This window comes from Leifsonia sp. Leaf264 (assembly GCF_001422325.1).
Lineage (GTDB): Bacteria > Actinomycetota > Actinomycetes > Actinomycetales > Microbacteriaceae > Orlajensenia.
Genome location: NZ_LMMR01000004.1, coordinates 378,110 through 393,280 on the forward strand (window position 1 = coordinate 378,110; position 15,171 = coordinate 393,280).

At 68.7% G+C, this 15,171-nt stretch carries 13 protein-coding genes; 7 read left to right on the plus strand and 6 right to left on the minus strand.

All coding sequences use genetic code 11. The features are described 5' to 3' along the window. Positions 1–3: 3 nt before the first annotated feature. The 4 genes from ASF30_RS07160 (at position 4) to ASF30_RS07175 (ending at position 8,425) form a co-directional block, all read left to right on the plus strand. On the plus strand, positions 4–3,414 hold the full coding sequence (locus tag ASF30_RS07160; protein WP_055903890.1) for a tubulin-like doman-containing protein: 3,411 nt from the start codon (positions 4–6) through the stop codon (positions 3,412–3,414). Next, the gene (locus tag ASF30_RS07165; protein ID WP_055903893.1) at positions 3,415–6,645 is read left to right on the plus strand and encodes a hypothetical protein; all 3,231 of its coding nucleotides are present in this window, start codon (positions 3,415–3,417) and stop codon (positions 6,643–6,645) included. Positions 6,646–6,755: 110 nt separating this feature from the next. Continuing rightward, positions 6,756–7,721 (plus strand): LLM class flavin-dependent oxidoreductase, encoded by a 966-nt coding sequence (locus tag ASF30_RS07170; protein ID WP_055903896.1) that lies wholly within the window; start codon positions 6,756–6,758, stop codon positions 7,719–7,721. 80 nt (positions 7,722–7,801) lie between these two features. Continuing rightward, the gene (locus ASF30_RS07175; protein WP_055903899.1) at positions 7,802–8,425 is read left to right on the plus strand and encodes a hypothetical protein; all 624 of its coding nucleotides are present in this window, start codon (positions 7,802–7,804) and stop codon (positions 8,423–8,425) included. Positions 8,426–8,474: 49 nt separating this feature from the next. Here the strand turns inward: ASF30_RS07175 and ASF30_RS07180 are convergent, their stop codons facing one another. The 5 genes from ASF30_RS07180 to poxB form a co-directional block, all read right to left on the minus strand. Beyond that, positions 8,475–8,894 carry a VOC family protein gene (locus ASF30_RS07180; RefSeq protein ID WP_055903904.1) on the minus strand — a complete coding sequence of 140 codons (420 nt, stop codon included), beginning with the start codon at positions 8,892–8,894 and terminating at the stop codon, positions 8,475–8,477. A 40-nt stretch (positions 8,895–8,934) separates the two neighbouring features. Continuing rightward, the gene (locus tag ASF30_RS07185; RefSeq protein WP_055903907.1) at positions 8,935–9,399 is read right to left on the minus strand and encodes an SRPBCC family protein; all 465 of its coding nucleotides are present in this window, start codon (positions 9,397–9,399) and stop codon (positions 8,935–8,937) included. Continuing rightward, entirely contained in the window at positions 9,396–9,764 is a 369-nt protein-coding gene (locus ASF30_RS07190) for an ArsR/SmtB family transcription factor (protein ID WP_055903909.1), read from the minus strand. Before ASF30_RS07190 ends, ASF30_RS07185 begins: the two co-directional genes overlap by 4 nt. A 150-nt stretch (positions 9,765–9,914) precedes the next feature. Then, a complete protein-coding gene (gene trxA, locus ASF30_RS07195; RefSeq protein WP_055903912.1) occupies positions 9,915–10,358 on the minus strand; it encodes a thioredoxin in 444 nt (147 codons plus the stop codon). A gap of 57 nt (positions 10,359–10,415) precedes the next feature. Next, positions 10,416–12,149, minus strand: a complete 1,734-nt coding sequence (poxB, locus tag ASF30_RS07200; protein ID WP_055903915.1) for a ubiquinone-dependent pyruvate dehydrogenase — start codon at positions 12,147–12,149, stop codon at positions 10,416–10,418. 163 nt (positions 12,150–12,312) lie between these two features. Here poxB and ASF30_RS07205 point away from each other — a divergent pair, with 163 nt between their 5' ends. Beyond that, positions 12,313–13,479: an LLM class flavin-dependent oxidoreductase gene (locus ASF30_RS07205; RefSeq protein WP_055903919.1), complete on the plus strand. Its 1,167-nt coding sequence runs from the start codon at positions 12,313–12,315 to the stop codon at positions 13,477–13,479. A gap of 2 nt (positions 13,480–13,481) precedes the next feature. Then, on the plus strand, positions 13,482–14,111 hold the full coding sequence (locus ASF30_RS07210) for an FMN reductase (RefSeq protein ID WP_055903922.1): 630 nt from the start codon (positions 13,482–13,484) through the stop codon (positions 14,109–14,111). 68 nt (positions 14,112–14,179) lie between these two features. On the opposite strand, the gene ASF30_RS07215 is transcribed toward ASF30_RS07210, so the two are convergent. Beyond that, on the minus strand, positions 14,180–14,383 hold the full coding sequence (locus ASF30_RS07215) for a DUF5302 domain-containing protein (RefSeq protein ID WP_055903924.1): 204 nt from the start codon (positions 14,381–14,383) through the stop codon (positions 14,180–14,182). Positions 14,384–14,495: 112 nt separating this feature from the next. On the opposite strand from ASF30_RS07215, the gene ASF30_RS07220 reads away from it, so the two are divergent. Continuing rightward, positions 14,496–14,972, plus strand: a complete 477-nt coding sequence (locus ASF30_RS07220) for a VanZ family protein (RefSeq protein ID WP_082467566.1) — start codon at positions 14,496–14,498, stop codon at positions 14,970–14,972. The last annotated feature ends 199 nt before the right edge of the window (positions 14,973–15,171 follow it).

A 15,171-nucleotide genomic window follows, 5' to 3' on the forward strand; every position in this document is an offset into this window, starting at 1 on the left:
CAGATGCTCAGACCATTCCTCATCATCGGCGTCGGCGGCTCAGGCGGCAAGACACTCCGTGGCCTCAGGCACGCCCTCGAGCTGCGCCTCCAGAAGGCCGGATGGACCGGCGGCCTGCCGACCGCGTGGCAGATGCTGCACATCGACACCCCGGTCTCGCAGGACGGCACGGACTACGTCTATCCGTTCCTGCCGCCAGAGAACTACCTCGGCCTGGTCTCCTCGGGTGCCAGCTACGAGACCGTCTACGGCTCCGTCGTCCACGGCGGACGCATCGCGGCCGACGTCGAGGCCGACGTGCGCCGTCAACTGCCCGACGCCTCCAGGGTGCCCGTCACCGTCGCGAAGGGCGCCGGCCAGTTCCGCGCCGTCGGCCGCACTGTCGTGCTCTCGAAGCTCGGCGACGTATCCGCAGCCGCCCGCAACGCGATCAACCGCATGACGGATGCCAACGCCCTCGGCCAGCTCGAGACCCTGGGGGAGTTCCTCGGCGCCAAGCCGCGCGCCGGAGTCACCCCGAGCCCGACGGTCATCGTGGCGTCGTCCGTCGCCGGTGGATCCGGTGCCGGGCAGTACCTCGACGTGATCGAGACCGTGAAGGAGGTGGCCAAGAGCGAGGACTGGGCGTACAACTTCTTCAGCCTGCTGTTCGCTCCCGACGTCTTCGACCAGGTCAAGGGCTCCGCCGGCATCCCGAGCAATGCCCTCGCCGCCATCACGGAGACCATGTCGGGGTTCTGGACCCGCGACCCCTCAGCGTCGACCATGGAGCTGTTCAGGGCCCGCGGCCTGCAGCCCTCGTACGGTGGAGCCCGCGATCGCGTCGGAGCCGCCTACCCGTTCATCGTCGGACGCCAGAACTCCAAGGTCGCCTTCGCGAATCAGAGCGAGGTGTACTCCGCCGTCTCCACCAGCGTGAGCGCGTGGATGACCGACGACAAGGTGCAGGGCGACCTCGACGAGTACGCCATCACCAACTGGACGGCCAACGTCGGGGCCAACGTGCTCGCCGACAACACCCGGCTGATGAGCCAGCTCGACCAGACGCCGCCGTTCTCCTCGATCGGCTTCGGCCGGGTCACCCTGGGTCGTGAGCGCTTCCTCGACTACGCCGGCGAGCGCTTCGCCCGCTCCGTCGTCGACCAGATGCTCTACGCGCACATGGAGACCGACAAGCTCTTCAAGGAGCGCACCCAGACCGAGTGGATCGAGCACCGGGCCAGCCAGGTCATCGAGGGCTTCATCAAGGAGAGCGGACTCGACGAGGAGCGCGAGGAGAGCAATGACGTCATCGACGCCCTGCGCGCGACGACGCAGCTCGACGCCCTGGCCGACGAACTGCGCAACGCCCTCCTCACCAAGACCAGCGATCGCGCCTCGCTCGACAAGACCGGTGGGCTCAGCGCCTCCGACTGGGCCGACCGCCTGCTCGTGTTCTACTCCTCGAACGTCGGCCGCTACCTCGAGCAGGACCGCGGCAACCGCGGCGTGAAGCTGCGCGAGTGGATCAACACCCAGCCCGGCGTCATCATCGCCGCCGTGGAGCGCTCCATCGCCCAGCGCGGACTCGCCGTGACCGTGGAGCTGCTCTCGCGCCTCTCGCGCACCGTGAAGGCCGCATCCGACCAGCTCCTCAACGAAGCCGAGCAGCACCGCGGCTGGGAGCGCCGGCTGTCGGGACTGGTGAACGAGTCGCTCGCGAGCGCGCCGAACGTCGACTCCATCAGGCCCGACAACGACGCCCTGGCGGATGCCATCGACCGTGCCGTGCAGGGCTTCGAGTGGCAGTCGGAGGCGAGCCTGCGCGACTCGGCGTCGCAGTTGCTCACCGAGGTGCGCGCCGACTTCCTCGAGCCGCTGCGCGAGATGCTGGCGCAGAGCCTCGACGCCCTCCGCGGACACGTGAAGGAGCGCACCCGCGCCGACGGCCGCGAGAACGACTACGACTTCTGGCCGGAACGCGGATCGTCCACGGTGCCGCGCAAGTACGAGCCGGCACCCAACGAGCGCCTGCTCGTCGAGCACACCGCGTATCCCGCAGAGTTCGACAGGCTCGTGCTCGCCTCCTCGCTGGAGTCGAAGACCGACAACGCCATGCTCGACATCATGGAGCAGGTGCTCCTGGGCACTCCGGGCGACGTCGAGGTCGAGTCCGCGGAGCCGTGGCATCTCCTCGACTACCGCCGCACCTGGGTGCCGAGCGTCACGGCCTCGATAGGGGAGCGGGCGACGGATGCGCGCAGGCCGAAGTTCGCCTTCGCGAATGAGCCGAGCGACTACGTCACCCGGGCGAAGAACTGGATGCTGAGGCCCGGCACCGCGTTCGAGGCCTACATCCGCGAGGACATCCGCGGGTACTTCGACGAGGATGCCCTCGGCGCCAACGAGTACAAGCAGCGCAAGGACCGCTTCCGCGAGCAGCTGCAGGCCGCCCTCGGCTCGAGCGAGCCGCTCGTGAAGCTCAACCCGAGCCTGCTCTCCGAGGTTCACGGCAAGGCCCTCGGCGACGGCATCCGCACCGTCTTCAGCTCCATCCCGTTCGCCGTCGGAACCGACCTCTACGACATCACCAAGTCGGTGCTGGCGGCACAGGGCCTCTGGGACGAGAACGTGTCCCCGGGCTGGTTCAAGGACGCCAAGGTCGACAGCGTGGAGATCTTCGCGATGCTGGGCTTCCCGTACCAGCCGATCGTGATGGACTCGATCATGGCGCCGATCGCGAAGTCGTGGATGGTGGAGTCGAACTCGCCCGAGTCGCGTGCGGCGTTCTGGAAGTGGAAGCGGGCGCGGCTGCTCCGCGAGTCCGCTCCGGCCAGCCCCGAGGTGTTCGACGCCATGGTGCGCGGCTGGTTCGCGGCCAAGACGCTCAGCCTGCTCGCCGTGCAGGGCAACGACGCCATCCGTGGCCCCAAGATCGAGATCTGGGACGTCGCCCGCAAGCGCAACGCCGCCTTCCCGCATCCGTTGCTGCATCCCGACATCGCCCTGTCGAACGACTTCGTCGGCGTCGTCATGGAGTCGCTGACAGTCGCCCTCGCGCTGTGCAACGCCGATGGATCGCTCGCACCACTGCACGCCTACCACCAGTTGCTCGACCTCGGGGGAACGGATCGCCAGCTCGCTCCGGTGCTGAACGACTGGATCCGCAACGGCGTCATGCCGGCATCCGCAGCCCATCCCCAGCCCGAGCGTGCCGGTGCGGCCGGCGACAGTTGGGCCGTGCGTAAGGCCGCCGTGCTCGCGTTCCTCGCCGACGAGAAGCGCCACTTCGAGACCGACGTCGTCGAGCAGGACTCGGTGACGAGCGTGTACACCTATCCCGTGTCGTGGGAGATCAGGGGAACCGTCGTGAAGGCGATCGACGACCTGGTCAACTGCGTGAGCGAGATGCGGGAAGAGCGGTCGGGCGTGTAGATGGCCGAGACGCTGTGGGATGGCGGGTCGCTCAGCATCGTTCTGCTGCCGAGCGGCGAGCAGGGCGAGCGCCTGCTCGAACTCGCGAGCGCCTGGACCGAGCTGAAGTACCTCGGACCGGCGCTCTGGGTGCGCCCGGAGGACGTGCACCGCGAGCCGATGGGGCCGCCGCACATCACGGCGTCGGTCTTCGGACGCTCGGAGGACGGCGCCTTCTCGACCGTGCAGACCGACCTGTTCGAGGTCCTGGCGCGGCAGTCGCTGCGGCTGGTGCGCCTCGTCACGGTGCGTTCTGTCGTGCCGGATCGTGAGCTGGATGCCGCCCAGGACGAGATCTCGGCCCTCGTGGCGTCGTACGTTCGGCACTCCGTGCCCCAGGAGGTCGCTGGAGCCAACATCACCCAGCAGCGCAACGACCTCTCCCGCATCACCCTGATCTGCTCGCCGACGGAGTACCAGCTGCAGCGCCGCGTGGAGTGGGTGACGGGCGACGACTCCGTCACCCTCATCGCCTCGCCTGAGGACCGCGTGTCGCCGTGGGCGGGGGATGCCTTCGTGCGGGACGACGACAGGTTCGCCGGCTTCACCCTCATGCACGTCGTGACGGCGTCAGGTCTCTGGAACGGCCTGCCCCTCGGATCCGTCGAGCTCATCGACCGGGACCGCTCCGCCGAGGGCAACGTCTGGATCTCCCGGGTGTTCGTCGGCGGCGTGGCCACCGAGGGCCTGGCCCAGCGCGTCACCCGCGATGTGCTGCGGCACGCGGCCGACCCAGGCTCGCACGTCGTCGATCCGTACAGCGGCGTTCTCGCCGACGGCACCTCGGTCATCCCACTCGACCAGATCGAGCTCTACCGCTCGAACATGGTCGACTCGGCCATGCAGCTCGACAACGCCGTGCTCGTCTACAGGCCTGATGACGGTGGGCAGCTGAGCGCGAAGGAGCACGTCTCGATCGTCGAGCAGCTGGCCCGCTTCGCCCGCTTCGATGCCTCGGCCGTCGGGCACGCCCCCAGTGCCTATGCGCAGTACGTGAAGCGTGGGGTGGCACGGATGCTGGGCCGCCGCCTGCAGGGAGACGACGGCATGCTGGTGGTCGGGTCGGGGGTCGAGACCCTCGATGCGCGCGACAGGGCCCTGGCCGATTCGCTGGAGCGCATCAGTGTCGAGCAGCACAGGGTCAGCGCTGAACTGGCGCAGCCGGTGCCACCCTTCAGTGCGCGCTCGACGCCGAAACTGTGGGCTGCGCTGCGTGAGATGGTGTTCGGATCGATCGACGGCGGTGCCGATCTGGCCGACCGCGGCTTCGAGGAGGTCGAGGGACGGGTTCCGGTCTTCGGACGTGTCTCGGACGTCATGCACGATCCCACCGACCTCTGGCCGGTTCCCCGGGAGTTGTCCCTGCCAGACGTGCCGACGTTTATCGGCCCGCTCGACTGGGAGTCGCAGCTGGCCGTGGCCACCCGCATCGGCGAGCTCCAGCAGGAGGCGCGCGACGAGATCGCCGCCATCGAGATCGAGGGTGCAGCCGCCGTCGAGACCGAATACGGGCACCGTGCGCGGGTCGCCGAACTGGAGTCCTACCTCGTTTACCACGGGGCGGCCGTCGTCGACGGCGACGCCGTGGTCCTGACGAGGGTCGCCATCGAGGCGAGCGACCAGCGGGCTGCGAAGGACAGGGAGCCGAAGAAGGACCTGGACTCGGCCGTCGACGAATACCGGCGGTTGGAGAACGTGCTCAAGCTCTCGGCCCGCCAGCTCGGCGAGATCGATGCCAGAGCCGGCACGGCAGCGGCACGGCTCGAGCGAGCCGACGCCATGAGTTCCGAACTCACGGCCTGGCAGTCGCGCCAGGGCTCGAACTTCGGCTCCTACCTGCTCAATCGCATCGACCTGGAGCGTGCCAAGGCGGCGGCGGCCGCTGCGTCGTTCGAGCGCGAGGTCGACTCCCTCGCCATCCCGCAGCCCGGGGCTCTCGCCCGTCTGCGCAACGCCTTCTACGGCGGCCTCGCCGTGTTGATCGGCGTGCTCGCGCTGCTCGCCGGCGCCGTCATCGCCGTCGACCTGATCGACCCCGTCGGCCGGCCGGACTGGTGGCCCTCGTGGTACTGGACCGCCCTGGCCGCGCTCATCCTGTTGGTCCTCGTCGCCACGATCCTGGTGATGAGGTACTACCGGCGCTGGTCCCAGTTCAACCGCCGCATCATCGAGACCGAGCAGCGCCTGCACGCCATCAATGACCGCGCCATGGCGGCCCGGCGCGAGGAGTACAGGCTCGGCAGCCTCTCCGAGCAGACGCGCGCCTGGATGGACCTGATGGCCACGGCGCTCCGCACGCCGTGGAAGGCGCGTCCGGAGTGGGACGAGGCGCAGGCGCGCACGGCGGATGCGGCTTCGCTCCCGTTCGCCATGCGCATAGCCCGCGCCAGCGATGTCGACGCCGAGGCCACCCGCCGGCTGCACAGGTCGGTGGCGGCCGGCCTGGTCCGTCGGGGCTGGCGTGCTGCGGCCTTCGAGGAGCTTCTCCGCGCCATCCGCGATGTGCTGCAGGTTCACGACCAGGCGATCGACCTCGATGCCCTCGACAACGACCTGCCGCACCTGCCCAACAACGCACGCACCATCCTCCGGGAGAACATGGGCAAGGATGCCGTGCTGGAGGCCGTCGCGCTGAAGAGGCTCGCGCTTCTCGAGGAGCAGGTCGATTTCGACTCGCTCTACGGCTCGGCCACCCGGGTGCAGCCGGTGACCGATGACCCGCTCGCGCCGTTCGCCGCGCGCAGGGTCGGCGACGAGGCCGGCGACGGCACTGTCGCCTGGGACGACTTCCTCACGGCGGCCCTCGGCACCGAGGAGGACAGGGTGTCGCCGCTGACGGCACTCGCCATCACTCCGTACGAACTGCAGGAGGGCCACCACCAGGCCGTGCACACCTTCGTGCTCGCCCCGCAGCGCCTGGCCGGCCAGATCCCGCTGCCGGCCGACGGCGACGTGACGATCCGCCCCTACGACGACCGCTCGTCGAGCGAGTTCGACGTCGTCGTGCGCGTCGACATGGCCGGCCCCGTTCCCGTCGACGCGATCAGGCTGTGGGGCCGCGGCCGCGTGGCCGAGGAGCTGCAGGTGCAGTACGCCGGCTCCACCGCCCCACGCTGCCCGAGTTGCGGCCGTACCAGCTGCCCGGCCGCCGACCGCACCTCGGGCGCGGCATGCACCTACAGCGGGGTGTGAGAGGCATCCGGCGCCCGAGGCCTGAGCGCCCCGTCCCGATGAGTCGTGCGCGGCGGCGGCCGCGCACGCATCGCCCGTCGGCTGTCGGACGCGGCTCCTAGACTCGAACCATGCGCTTCGGAATCGTCATCCTGCCCCAGCACGACTGGCCCGAGGCCGCCAGGTACTGGCGCGGCGCCGAGGAGCTCGGCTTCGACCACGCCTGGACCTACGACCACCTGTCCTGGCGTGGCCTCGCAGGCGAACGTTGGCACGCTACAGTGCCGACGCTCACTGCCGCCGCGATGGTGACCGAGAACATCAGGCTCGGAACCTTCGTCGCCTCGCCCAACTACAGGCACCCCGTTCCGTTCGCGAAGGACATCGCCACGGTCGACCAGATCTCGGGCGGCCGGGTGATCCTCGGCCTCGGTTCGGGAGGCACGGGCTTCGACGCCTTCGTGCTCGGCCAGGCCGGCCTCCTGCCGGGGGAGCGCTATGAGCGGTTCGCCGAGTTCACCGAGGCTCTCGACGCCCTCCTGCGATTCGAGCCCGTGACGGATGCCGTCGCCGATGCCCCCGCCGACGGCTCGATGCCCGCGGACGACACCATCGACCCCGCCGTGGCCGAACCGGGCTCGGCCGGCATCTCCTTCGCAGGCGGCTGGTTCACCGCTGTCGATGCCCGGATGGTCGGGCGTCCGGCGCAGCACCCGCGGATGCCGTTCCTGGTCGCGGCCGATGGACCGCGAGCCCTGCGCCTCGCCGCACGCTTCGGGCAGGGCTGGGTGACGACCGGGGGAGACACCGACACCATCGAGGGCTGGTGGGCGCGACTGGGTGAGCTGTCCGAGCGCCTCGACGCCGCGTGCGAGCAGGAGGGCCGGGATCCGGCATCAGTCGACAGGTCATTGCTGTTCGACTCCCAGACCAAGTACGCGCTCGAGAGCGTCGATGCCTTCGAGGATGCCGTCGGCCGTGCGACCGAGCTGGGTTTCACCGACTTCATGACGCACTGGCCGCGTGAGAACGGCCTGTATGCGGGGTCGGATGCGGTTCTCGAGGAGGTCGCGTCGCGCTTGGCGGCCTGGCGCTAGCGGGCGGGCTGCACGCACCGCACGGGATGCCCCCAGCCGGCGGCACGGGCACTCAGGCCATCCGCGCTACCGTTGATCGCGTGTCTGAACCCCGCAACAAGTCGTTGCTCCACTGGGAGCCGTTCGCCTACATCCTGCTCGTCGTGCTCGTGGTGCTCGCCGGATCGCTCGATCCGCAGGGCGCACCCGTCGCGTTCTGGATCGCCGCCGTGTTCGCCGGCGCCGCGACGGTGTACTTCCTGGTCGCCTTCGTCTCCTACGGGCGTCGTTCGCGTCAGAACCCGGATCCGGCCGGCAACCTGCGCACCCTCGACGACATCACTCTGGTGCCGGCCGAGCATGTCGACTCCGCGACAAATCCGACGGTCACCGTCGCCGACGCGAACAGGCACCAGTCGGCGATCGACATCGTGCGCACGCGGGGTGGCGAGAGGGTTCGTGCCGTGCTCGTGCCTCGGTCGAGCCGGTGGTTGTCTCGGCGCTACCGCATCGGCGTGCAGCTCGTCGGCGGCGGCGAGATCCGTCATGCGGGATTTCTGCCCGATGCCGCCGACGACCACTGGCGTGACAGCTTGGGCGCCCTGCGGGCCGACGACCGCTACGTCGACGTTCCGGCGGTCATCCGCGGCTCGGCGCAACCGTTCAGGGTCGACCTCGACCTGAGCGGGGTGCCGGCGGCGCTGGGCGCGCCCGCGGCCGAGTAGGCCGCCTCACCTACTCGACCAGCGGGAGGCGTGGTCCTGCGGTGGCTCCCTATTCGCTCGGAGGCCCGTCGACCTGCGCCTGGGGGTCCATCCAGAGCACCTCCCAGTGGTGTCCGTCGAGGTCGTAGAACGCCCGGCTGTACATGAAACCGAGGTCGGACGGCTCCTCCGCCTGCGTTCCGCCTCCGGCGATGGCGGCATCGGCGATGCGATCGACCTCTGCCCGGCTCTCGGAGGACAGGGCGTAGATGCCCGTCGTCGCTGCCTGCGGGTCGCCGATGGGACGGGAGGTGAACTCGGCGAACTTCGGCCGGGTCAGCAGCATCGCGTAGACGGTGTCGTCGATGACGACGCACGCGGCCGTGTCGTCGGTGAAGTTCTCGTTGATCGAGTAGCCCAGGCCGGTGAAGAACGCCTTCGAGGCGTCGAGGTCGGTCACAGGGAGGTTGATGAAGACTGAGGTGGACATGGTGCGTTTCCTTTCGTGGAGGTGATGGGGCGACGGATGCTCAGGCGTCGAGCAGGCGACCGAGGCTGTCGAGCAGGTCGATGGTTCCGAGCTCGCGCCCGCGGGGGTCGTCGAGCTCATCGAAGAACACGCCGTACTCCGACAGGGTGAGGTGCGTGCCCGTGCCGTTCGGGGCGAACTCGATCGACGCCAGCGAGACCGAGAGCTTCTCGCCGTTGATGCGCATCTCATAGTTGTAGACGATCCGCTCGTTCGGCGTGATCTCGTGGTAGTACGCATCGAACCTCGACACGATGTCGTTCTTGTGGAAGCGGCCCTCGTTGTACTCGTGGCCGCCCTCCCGGAAGTCGAGTCCGGTGCCGAGGTCCTCCCACTCGTCGGCCGGCCCGCCGAACCAGAGGGCCTTGGTGGCCGGGTCGGCGAACGCCTGGAACGCCCGCTCCGGCGGGGCCCTGTAGTCGCGCTCGAGGGTGAAGCTCGAGCGGATCAGGGTGCGTGCTGTCATGGGCGATCTCCTGTCGGTGAGGTGGATGATGGCGCGGGGGAGTCAGGCCCGTCGAGCAGCAGCCCCAGCCGGTCGAGGCGATGCTCCCAGGTCGTTCGACGTTCGCTGATCCAGTCCTCGACGCTGCGCAGCGCCTCGGACTCGATCGAGCAGGTGCGCACGCGCCCCTGCTTCTCCGACGAGACCAGGCCGGCCTGCTCGAGCACCTTCAGGTGCTGCATGATCGCTGCGAGGGTGAACGCGAACGGGGCCGCGAGATCCGAGACCGAAGCCGGCCCCCGGGTCAGGCGCTCGACGATCGCTCGACGCGTCGGATCGGCGAGCGCGAGGAAAGCGCGGTCGAGGTCCTCCGAATACTTAAGCATGACCTTAAGTATCCACGCGGACGTGCCCCTGTCAACCTCCGGATGCCGAAAAGCGAGGAGATCCTCCGGCGAACGCGGGATTCGGCGGGCGAATCACGGGCTCGGGGGAGGATCTCCTCGCTTTCCGGTTGGAGAGGAGGGGGAGCAGGTTCAGCTCTCGGTGCGAGCGACCGAATCGAGGGCGTCGTCGGTCTCGGCATCCGCCGCCTGCTCGGATGCAGCGGACTGGAGCGCGGCCTCCTCGGCGGCGATCTGCTCGTGCACGGCCGTCATGTCGAGCGCGCGCACCTGCTCGATGAGATCGTCGAGTGTCGCAGGGGGCAGTGCGCCGGCCTGCGAGAACACGCCGACGCCGTCCTTGAAGGCCATCAGCGTGGGGATCGACTGGATGCCCATGCCACCGGCGATCTCACGCTCGGCCTCGGTGTCGACCTTGCCGAAGGTGATGTCGGTGTGCTTCTCGGATGCGGCCTCGAAGGTGGGGCCGAACTGGCGGCACGGACCGCACCACTCCGCCCAGTAGTCGATCAACACGATGCCGCCATCGGTGATCGTCTTCTCGAAGGTGTCCATGGTCAGGTTGACGGTAGCCATGCCGTCAAGTTTACGGGCAGTTCCGCGCCCATTCGCGGGTCGCGGCGAGCGGGCGACTCAGTCGAACAGCCGGCGGAACACGTTCGTGTCGGCGAGGTCGACGAGCTCATCCGCGCGCCCGGACATGATCGTGCGCAGGGCGTACAACGTGAAGCCCTTGGCCTGCTCCGCTGTCACGGTCGGCGGGATCGACAGCTCCTGCCGGGCGGTCACGACGTCGACGAGGGCGGGTCCGTCGTGGGCGAAGGCGTTGCGCAGGGCGGCCTCCAGGTCGTCGGGCGCCTCGACCCTCTGCCCGTGGATGCCGATGGCGTTGGCCACGTCGGCGAAGTTCGGGTTGTCGAGTTCGGTTCCGAAGTTCACGATCCCCGCCGCCTTCATCTCCACCTCGACGAAGTTCAGCGATGAGTTGTTGAACACCACGATCTTCACGGGCAGTCGGTTCTGCCGGAGGGTGAGCAGCTCGCCGAACAGCATGGCGAGGCCGCCGTCGCCGGCCAGCGCTATCACCTGGCGGCCGGGGTCCACCGACTGCGCGCCGATGGCGTGCGGCAGGGCGTTCGCCATCGTGCCGTGGGCGAACGACCCGATGAGTCGTCGTCTGCCGTTCATCCGCAGGTAGCGGGCCGCCCACACGACGGGGGAGCCGACATCCGGAATGAACACGGCGTCGTCCGAGGCCAGCTCGCTGACCAGCCTCGCGACGTACTGCGGGTGGATCGGCTCTCGGTTGCGGTCGTTGTCCGCCAGCTCATCGAGGCTCCTCCTGGTCTTGGCGTAGTGCACCGTCGACGAGTCGAGGTGCTTCGAGCTCGTCTTGGCCTCGAGCAGCGGCAGCAGCGCCTCGACGGTGTCGACGACGGTGCCGACGAGCCCGACGTCGATGGGCGTGCGGCGACCCAGTTGCTCGCCGCGGATGTCGACCTGCACGATCTTCGCCTTGCCGGGGTAGAACTGCGGATACGGGAAGTCGGTGCCGAGCATGAGCAGGGCGTCGCAGCTCTCCATGGCCCTGTAGCCGGAGCTGAAGCCGAGAAGGCCTGTCATGCCCACGTCGTAGGGGTTGTCGTACTCGATGAACTCCTTGCCGCGGAGCGCGTGCACCACCGGGGCCTGCAGCTTCTCGGCGATGGCGAGCAGCTGCGGGTGGGCGCCGTCGACTCCGGCGCCGCCGAGGATCGTCACCTTCTTGGCGTTGTTGAGCACCTCGGCAGCGGATGCGAGGGCGGCATCCGTCGGCAGCATCCGTCGCGGAATGGTGCGGATGGGAGCCGACGGTCGGCGCCCGGCGTCCTGTTGCAGGAAGATCTCGCCGGGAATGACGACGACGGCGACTCCTCGGCGCTCGAGGGCCGTGCGCATGGCGATCTCCAGCACGCGCGGGAGCTGCTCGGGAACGCTGACGAGTTCGGTGTAGACGCTGCACTCGCGGAACAGGTCCTGCGGATGCGTCTCCTGGAAGTAGGTGCTGCCGATCTCGGATGCCGGGATCTGCGCCGCTATGGCCAAGACGGGTACGCGCGAGCGGTTGGCGTCGTAGAGCCCGTTGATGAGGTGCAGGTTTCCGGGACCGCAGCTGCCGGCGCAGACGGCGAGTTCACCGGTGATCGCCGCCTCGGCCGCCGCGGCGAAGGCGGCTGCCTCCTCGTGTCGCACGTGCTGCCAGTCCACGGTTCCGGCCCGGCGGAGGGCGTCGGTGAAGCCGTTGAGCGAGTCGCCCGGGAGCCCGTAGACGCGCTGCACCCCCGCCTCGTGGATGATCTTCACCATGGTGTCTGCGATGGTCGGCATGGGACCCCTCTCGAAGGCGACGTGGCTTCCGACGCTACGCGTGCGACCGGGGTTGCGACAGGGCTTGCGCCGCCGGGAATAGATTCCGCAGGAGTAGGGTTTGATCCGATGTACATGCAAATGCATGGAAAAGAAGTCGAGGAGAAGGCCAGGAGGCCACGAAATGCAATTCGGAATCTTCACGGTGAGCGACGTCACCCAGGACCCCACCACGGGACGCACGCCGAGCGAGGGCGAGCGCGTCAAGGCGATCGTGGAGATCGCCAAGAAGACCGAAGAGGTCGGGATGGACGTCTTCGCCCTCGGCGAGCACCACAACCCGCCGTTCTTCTCGTCGTCTCCCACGACGACGCTCGCCTACATCGCCGCACAGACCGAGACGCTCCTGCTCTCGACGGCCACGACGCTGATCACCACGAACGACCCGGTGAAGATCGCCGAGGACTACGCGATGCTCCAGCACCTCGCCGACGGCCGCGTCGACCTCACCATGGGCCGCGGAAACACCGGCCCGGTCTACCCCTGGTTCGGCAAGGACATCCGCGACGGCATCGACCTCGCCCTCGAGAACTACGCCCTGCTGCAGAAGCTGTGGCGCGAGGACTTCGTCGACTGGCAGGGCAAGTACCGCACGCCGCTGCAGGGCTTCCAGTCCACTCCGCGTCCGCTCGACGGCGTCGCGCCGTTCGTCTGGCACGGCAGCATCCGCTCGCCCGAGATCGCCGAGCAGGCCGCCTTCTACGGCGACGGCTTCTTCGCCAACAACATCTTCTGGCCGAAGGAGCACTACATGCGCCTGATCGCCCTGTACCGCCAGCGCTTCGAGCACTACGGGCACGGCAAGGCGGACCAGGCGATCGTCGGACTCGGCGGCCAGGTCTTCATGGCCAAGAACTCGCAGGATGCCGTGGACCAGTTCCGCCCGTACTTCGACAACGCGCCCGTCTACGGCCACGGTCCCTCGCTCGAGGAGTTCACCGAGATGACGCCGCTGACCGTCGGAAGCCCGCAGCAGGTCATCGACCGCTACATGGCCATGCGCGAGTACTACGGCGACTACCAGCGCCAGCTGTTCCTCATGGACCACGCCGGCCTGCCGCTGAAGACCGTGCTCGAGCAGCTCGACATCCTGGGCGGCGAGGTGGTGCCCGTGCTCCGCAAGGAGCTCGACGCCAAGCGTCCGGCTCACGTGCCTGACGGCCCCACCCACGCGAGCCTCGTCGCCAAGCGCAACGCGGAGCGCATCGCCGCCCGCGATGCCGAGGCTTCAGTGCCCGCATCCACCCAGACGTCGGGCGCGGCCTTCGGCCTCGCCAGCAAGGGAGCCTGATCATGACCGCCAAGAAGCTCACGGTGCTCGCGGCCGGCCTCAGCCAGCCGTCGTCGACACGACTGCTCGCCGACCGGTTGACCGATGCCGTGGTCTCGCGCCTGCGCCAGGTGCACGGCGTCGACGTCGAGGTGAGCGTCGTGGAACTCCGCGACGTCGCCAAGGACGTGACCAACAACCTCATCACCGGCTTCCCGAGCCCCAAGCTCGAGAGCGTCATCGAGCAGGTCACGCACGCCGACGGACTGATCGTGGCCACGCCGATCTTCTCGGGGTCGTACAGCGGCATGTTCAAGTCGTTCATCGACGTACTCGACCCGAAGTCGCTCGACGGCATGCCGGTGCTCCTCGGAGCCACCGGCGGCACCGCCCGGCACTCGCTCGCCATCGAGCACGCGCTGCGGCCCCTGTTCAGCTACCTGCACGCTGTCGCCGTGCCGACGGGCGTGTACGCGGCGGCCGAGGACTGGGGGAGCGCCACGGACTCGGTCGGTGCGCTCACCTCGCGCATCGAGCGGGCCGCCGGCGAGCTGGCCGCCCTCGTGGCCGTCTCGGATCGCTCGCAGCAGATCCGCGATCCGTTCGCGCTGGACTCCTCGTTCAGCGTCACGGGCGGATTCAGCGCCGCGTAGCCCCAACGCAGAACGCCCCCGCCTCCTCATCGAGGAGCGGGGGCGTTCTGCTGTTCGTATCGGGGAGCTCAGCCGCTCTTGCGACGGAACTCCTGACGGGTGTCGGCGTTGCCGTGAGTGTGGGTGACGGCCGAGTGGCCGTCGAGGTGTGCCTCGCCGCTGGCCTTCTTGGCCTGGTTGTTCTTCTTGTCGAGGGCCTCGCGGAACTTGCGCTTCGTCTCGTCCGAGGCGCCTGTGGCTTCCTGGGCTGTGGAGTCGTCGTCGGTACTCATATCGCCAGTCTAGACAGCGCCGCCGTCCGACCGACAGCGACTTTCGAGCTGCCGTGAGGGCTGTCGACGTCATGCCGGGGAGTTCCCAGACCCCGTACGGCAGGATGAACGGATGCTGCACCGCCATCCGATCCTCGGAATCCTCACGCTCGCCTACCTGGCGTTCGTCGGCTGGGTCACCCTGACGCCGCAGCCGTACGACGGCCGCACCGCGAGCGTGCTCGACAGGTTCCTCGACTTCTTCGCCCGTCACGACGCGACGGACTGGATCACCTTCGACAGGGTCGAGGCCGCCGCCAACGTCGTGATGTTCGTGCCCGTCGGGCTGTTCTTCGTGCTGCTGTTCGGCCGCAGGCTGTGGTGGGTCGCCGTCATCGCCGGCGCGGCCTTCTCGATCGGCATCGAGTTCGTGCAGCTGGAGTTCCTGCCGACCCGCGTCGCCGACGTGCGCGACGTGATCACCAACACCAGCGGCACCGTCATCGGCGTGCTGCTCGGGCTGATGCTCAGCTGGCCCAAGGCGCGCCGCATCCGTCGCGAGGAACGGCTGGTCGCCGAGGCTCACCGAACGCGCCGTCTCGCCTCCTGAGTGCGATTCACCACCCTCTGTTAGAGTTGATCCGGTCGCCCGAGGGTTGCCGCCCGTTTCCAGTGCCATCTGGCACGAGGCATCCGTTGCACGGATGCGAGAGCGGACAACTCAATATCGAGCACTGACGGAGCAGGCTGGCAGAAGCTGGTCCCCTGTGGTGGATTACCATCCCGCCTCCCACGAGGCGTGTGGATGG

What these genes read in the sequence shown, in the direction of transcription:
- ASF30_RS07160 (WP_055903890.1), top strand. Translation starts at nt 4, where the DNA reads ATGCTCAGACCATTCCTCATCATCGGCGTCGGCGGCTCAGGCGGCAAG.
- ASF30_RS07165 (WP_055903893.1), top strand. Translation starts at nt 3,415, where the DNA reads ATGGCCGAGACGCTGTGGGATGGCGGGTCGCTCAGCATCGTTCTGCTG.
- ASF30_RS07170 (WP_055903896.1), top strand. Translation starts at nt 6,756, where the DNA reads ATGCGCTTCGGAATCGTCATCCTGCCCCAGCACGACTGGCCCGAGGCC.
- ASF30_RS07180 (WP_055903904.1), bottom strand. Translation starts at nt 8,894, where the DNA reads ATGTCCACCTCAGTCTTCATCAACCTCCCTGTGACCGACCTCGACGCC.
- ASF30_RS07185 (WP_055903907.1), bottom strand. Translation starts at nt 9,399, where the DNA reads ATGACAGCACGCACCCTGATCCGCTCGAGCTTCACCCTCGAGCGCGAC.
- ASF30_RS07190 (WP_055903909.1), bottom strand. Translation starts at nt 9,764, where the DNA reads ATGCTTAAGTATTCGGAGGACCTCGACCGCGCTTTCCTCGCGCTCGCC.
- trxA (WP_055903912.1), bottom strand. Translation starts at nt 10,358, where the DNA reads ATGGCTACCGTCAACCTGACCATGGACACCTTCGAGAAGACGATCACC.
- poxB (WP_055903915.1), bottom strand. Translation starts at nt 12,149, where the DNA reads ATGCCGACCATCGCAGACACCATGGTGAAGATCATCCACGAGGCGGGG.
- ASF30_RS07205 (WP_055903919.1), top strand. Translation starts at nt 12,313, where the DNA reads ATGCAATTCGGAATCTTCACGGTGAGCGACGTCACCCAGGACCCCACC.
- ASF30_RS07210 (WP_055903922.1), top strand. Translation starts at nt 13,482, where the DNA reads ATGACCGCCAAGAAGCTCACGGTGCTCGCGGCCGGCCTCAGCCAGCCG.
- ASF30_RS07215 (WP_055903924.1), bottom strand. Translation starts at nt 14,383, where the DNA reads ATGAGTACCGACGACGACTCCACAGCCCAGGAAGCCACAGGCGCCTCG.
- ASF30_RS07220 (WP_082467566.1), top strand. Translation starts at nt 14,496, where the DNA reads ATGCTGCACCGCCATCCGATCCTCGGAATCCTCACGCTCGCCTACCTG.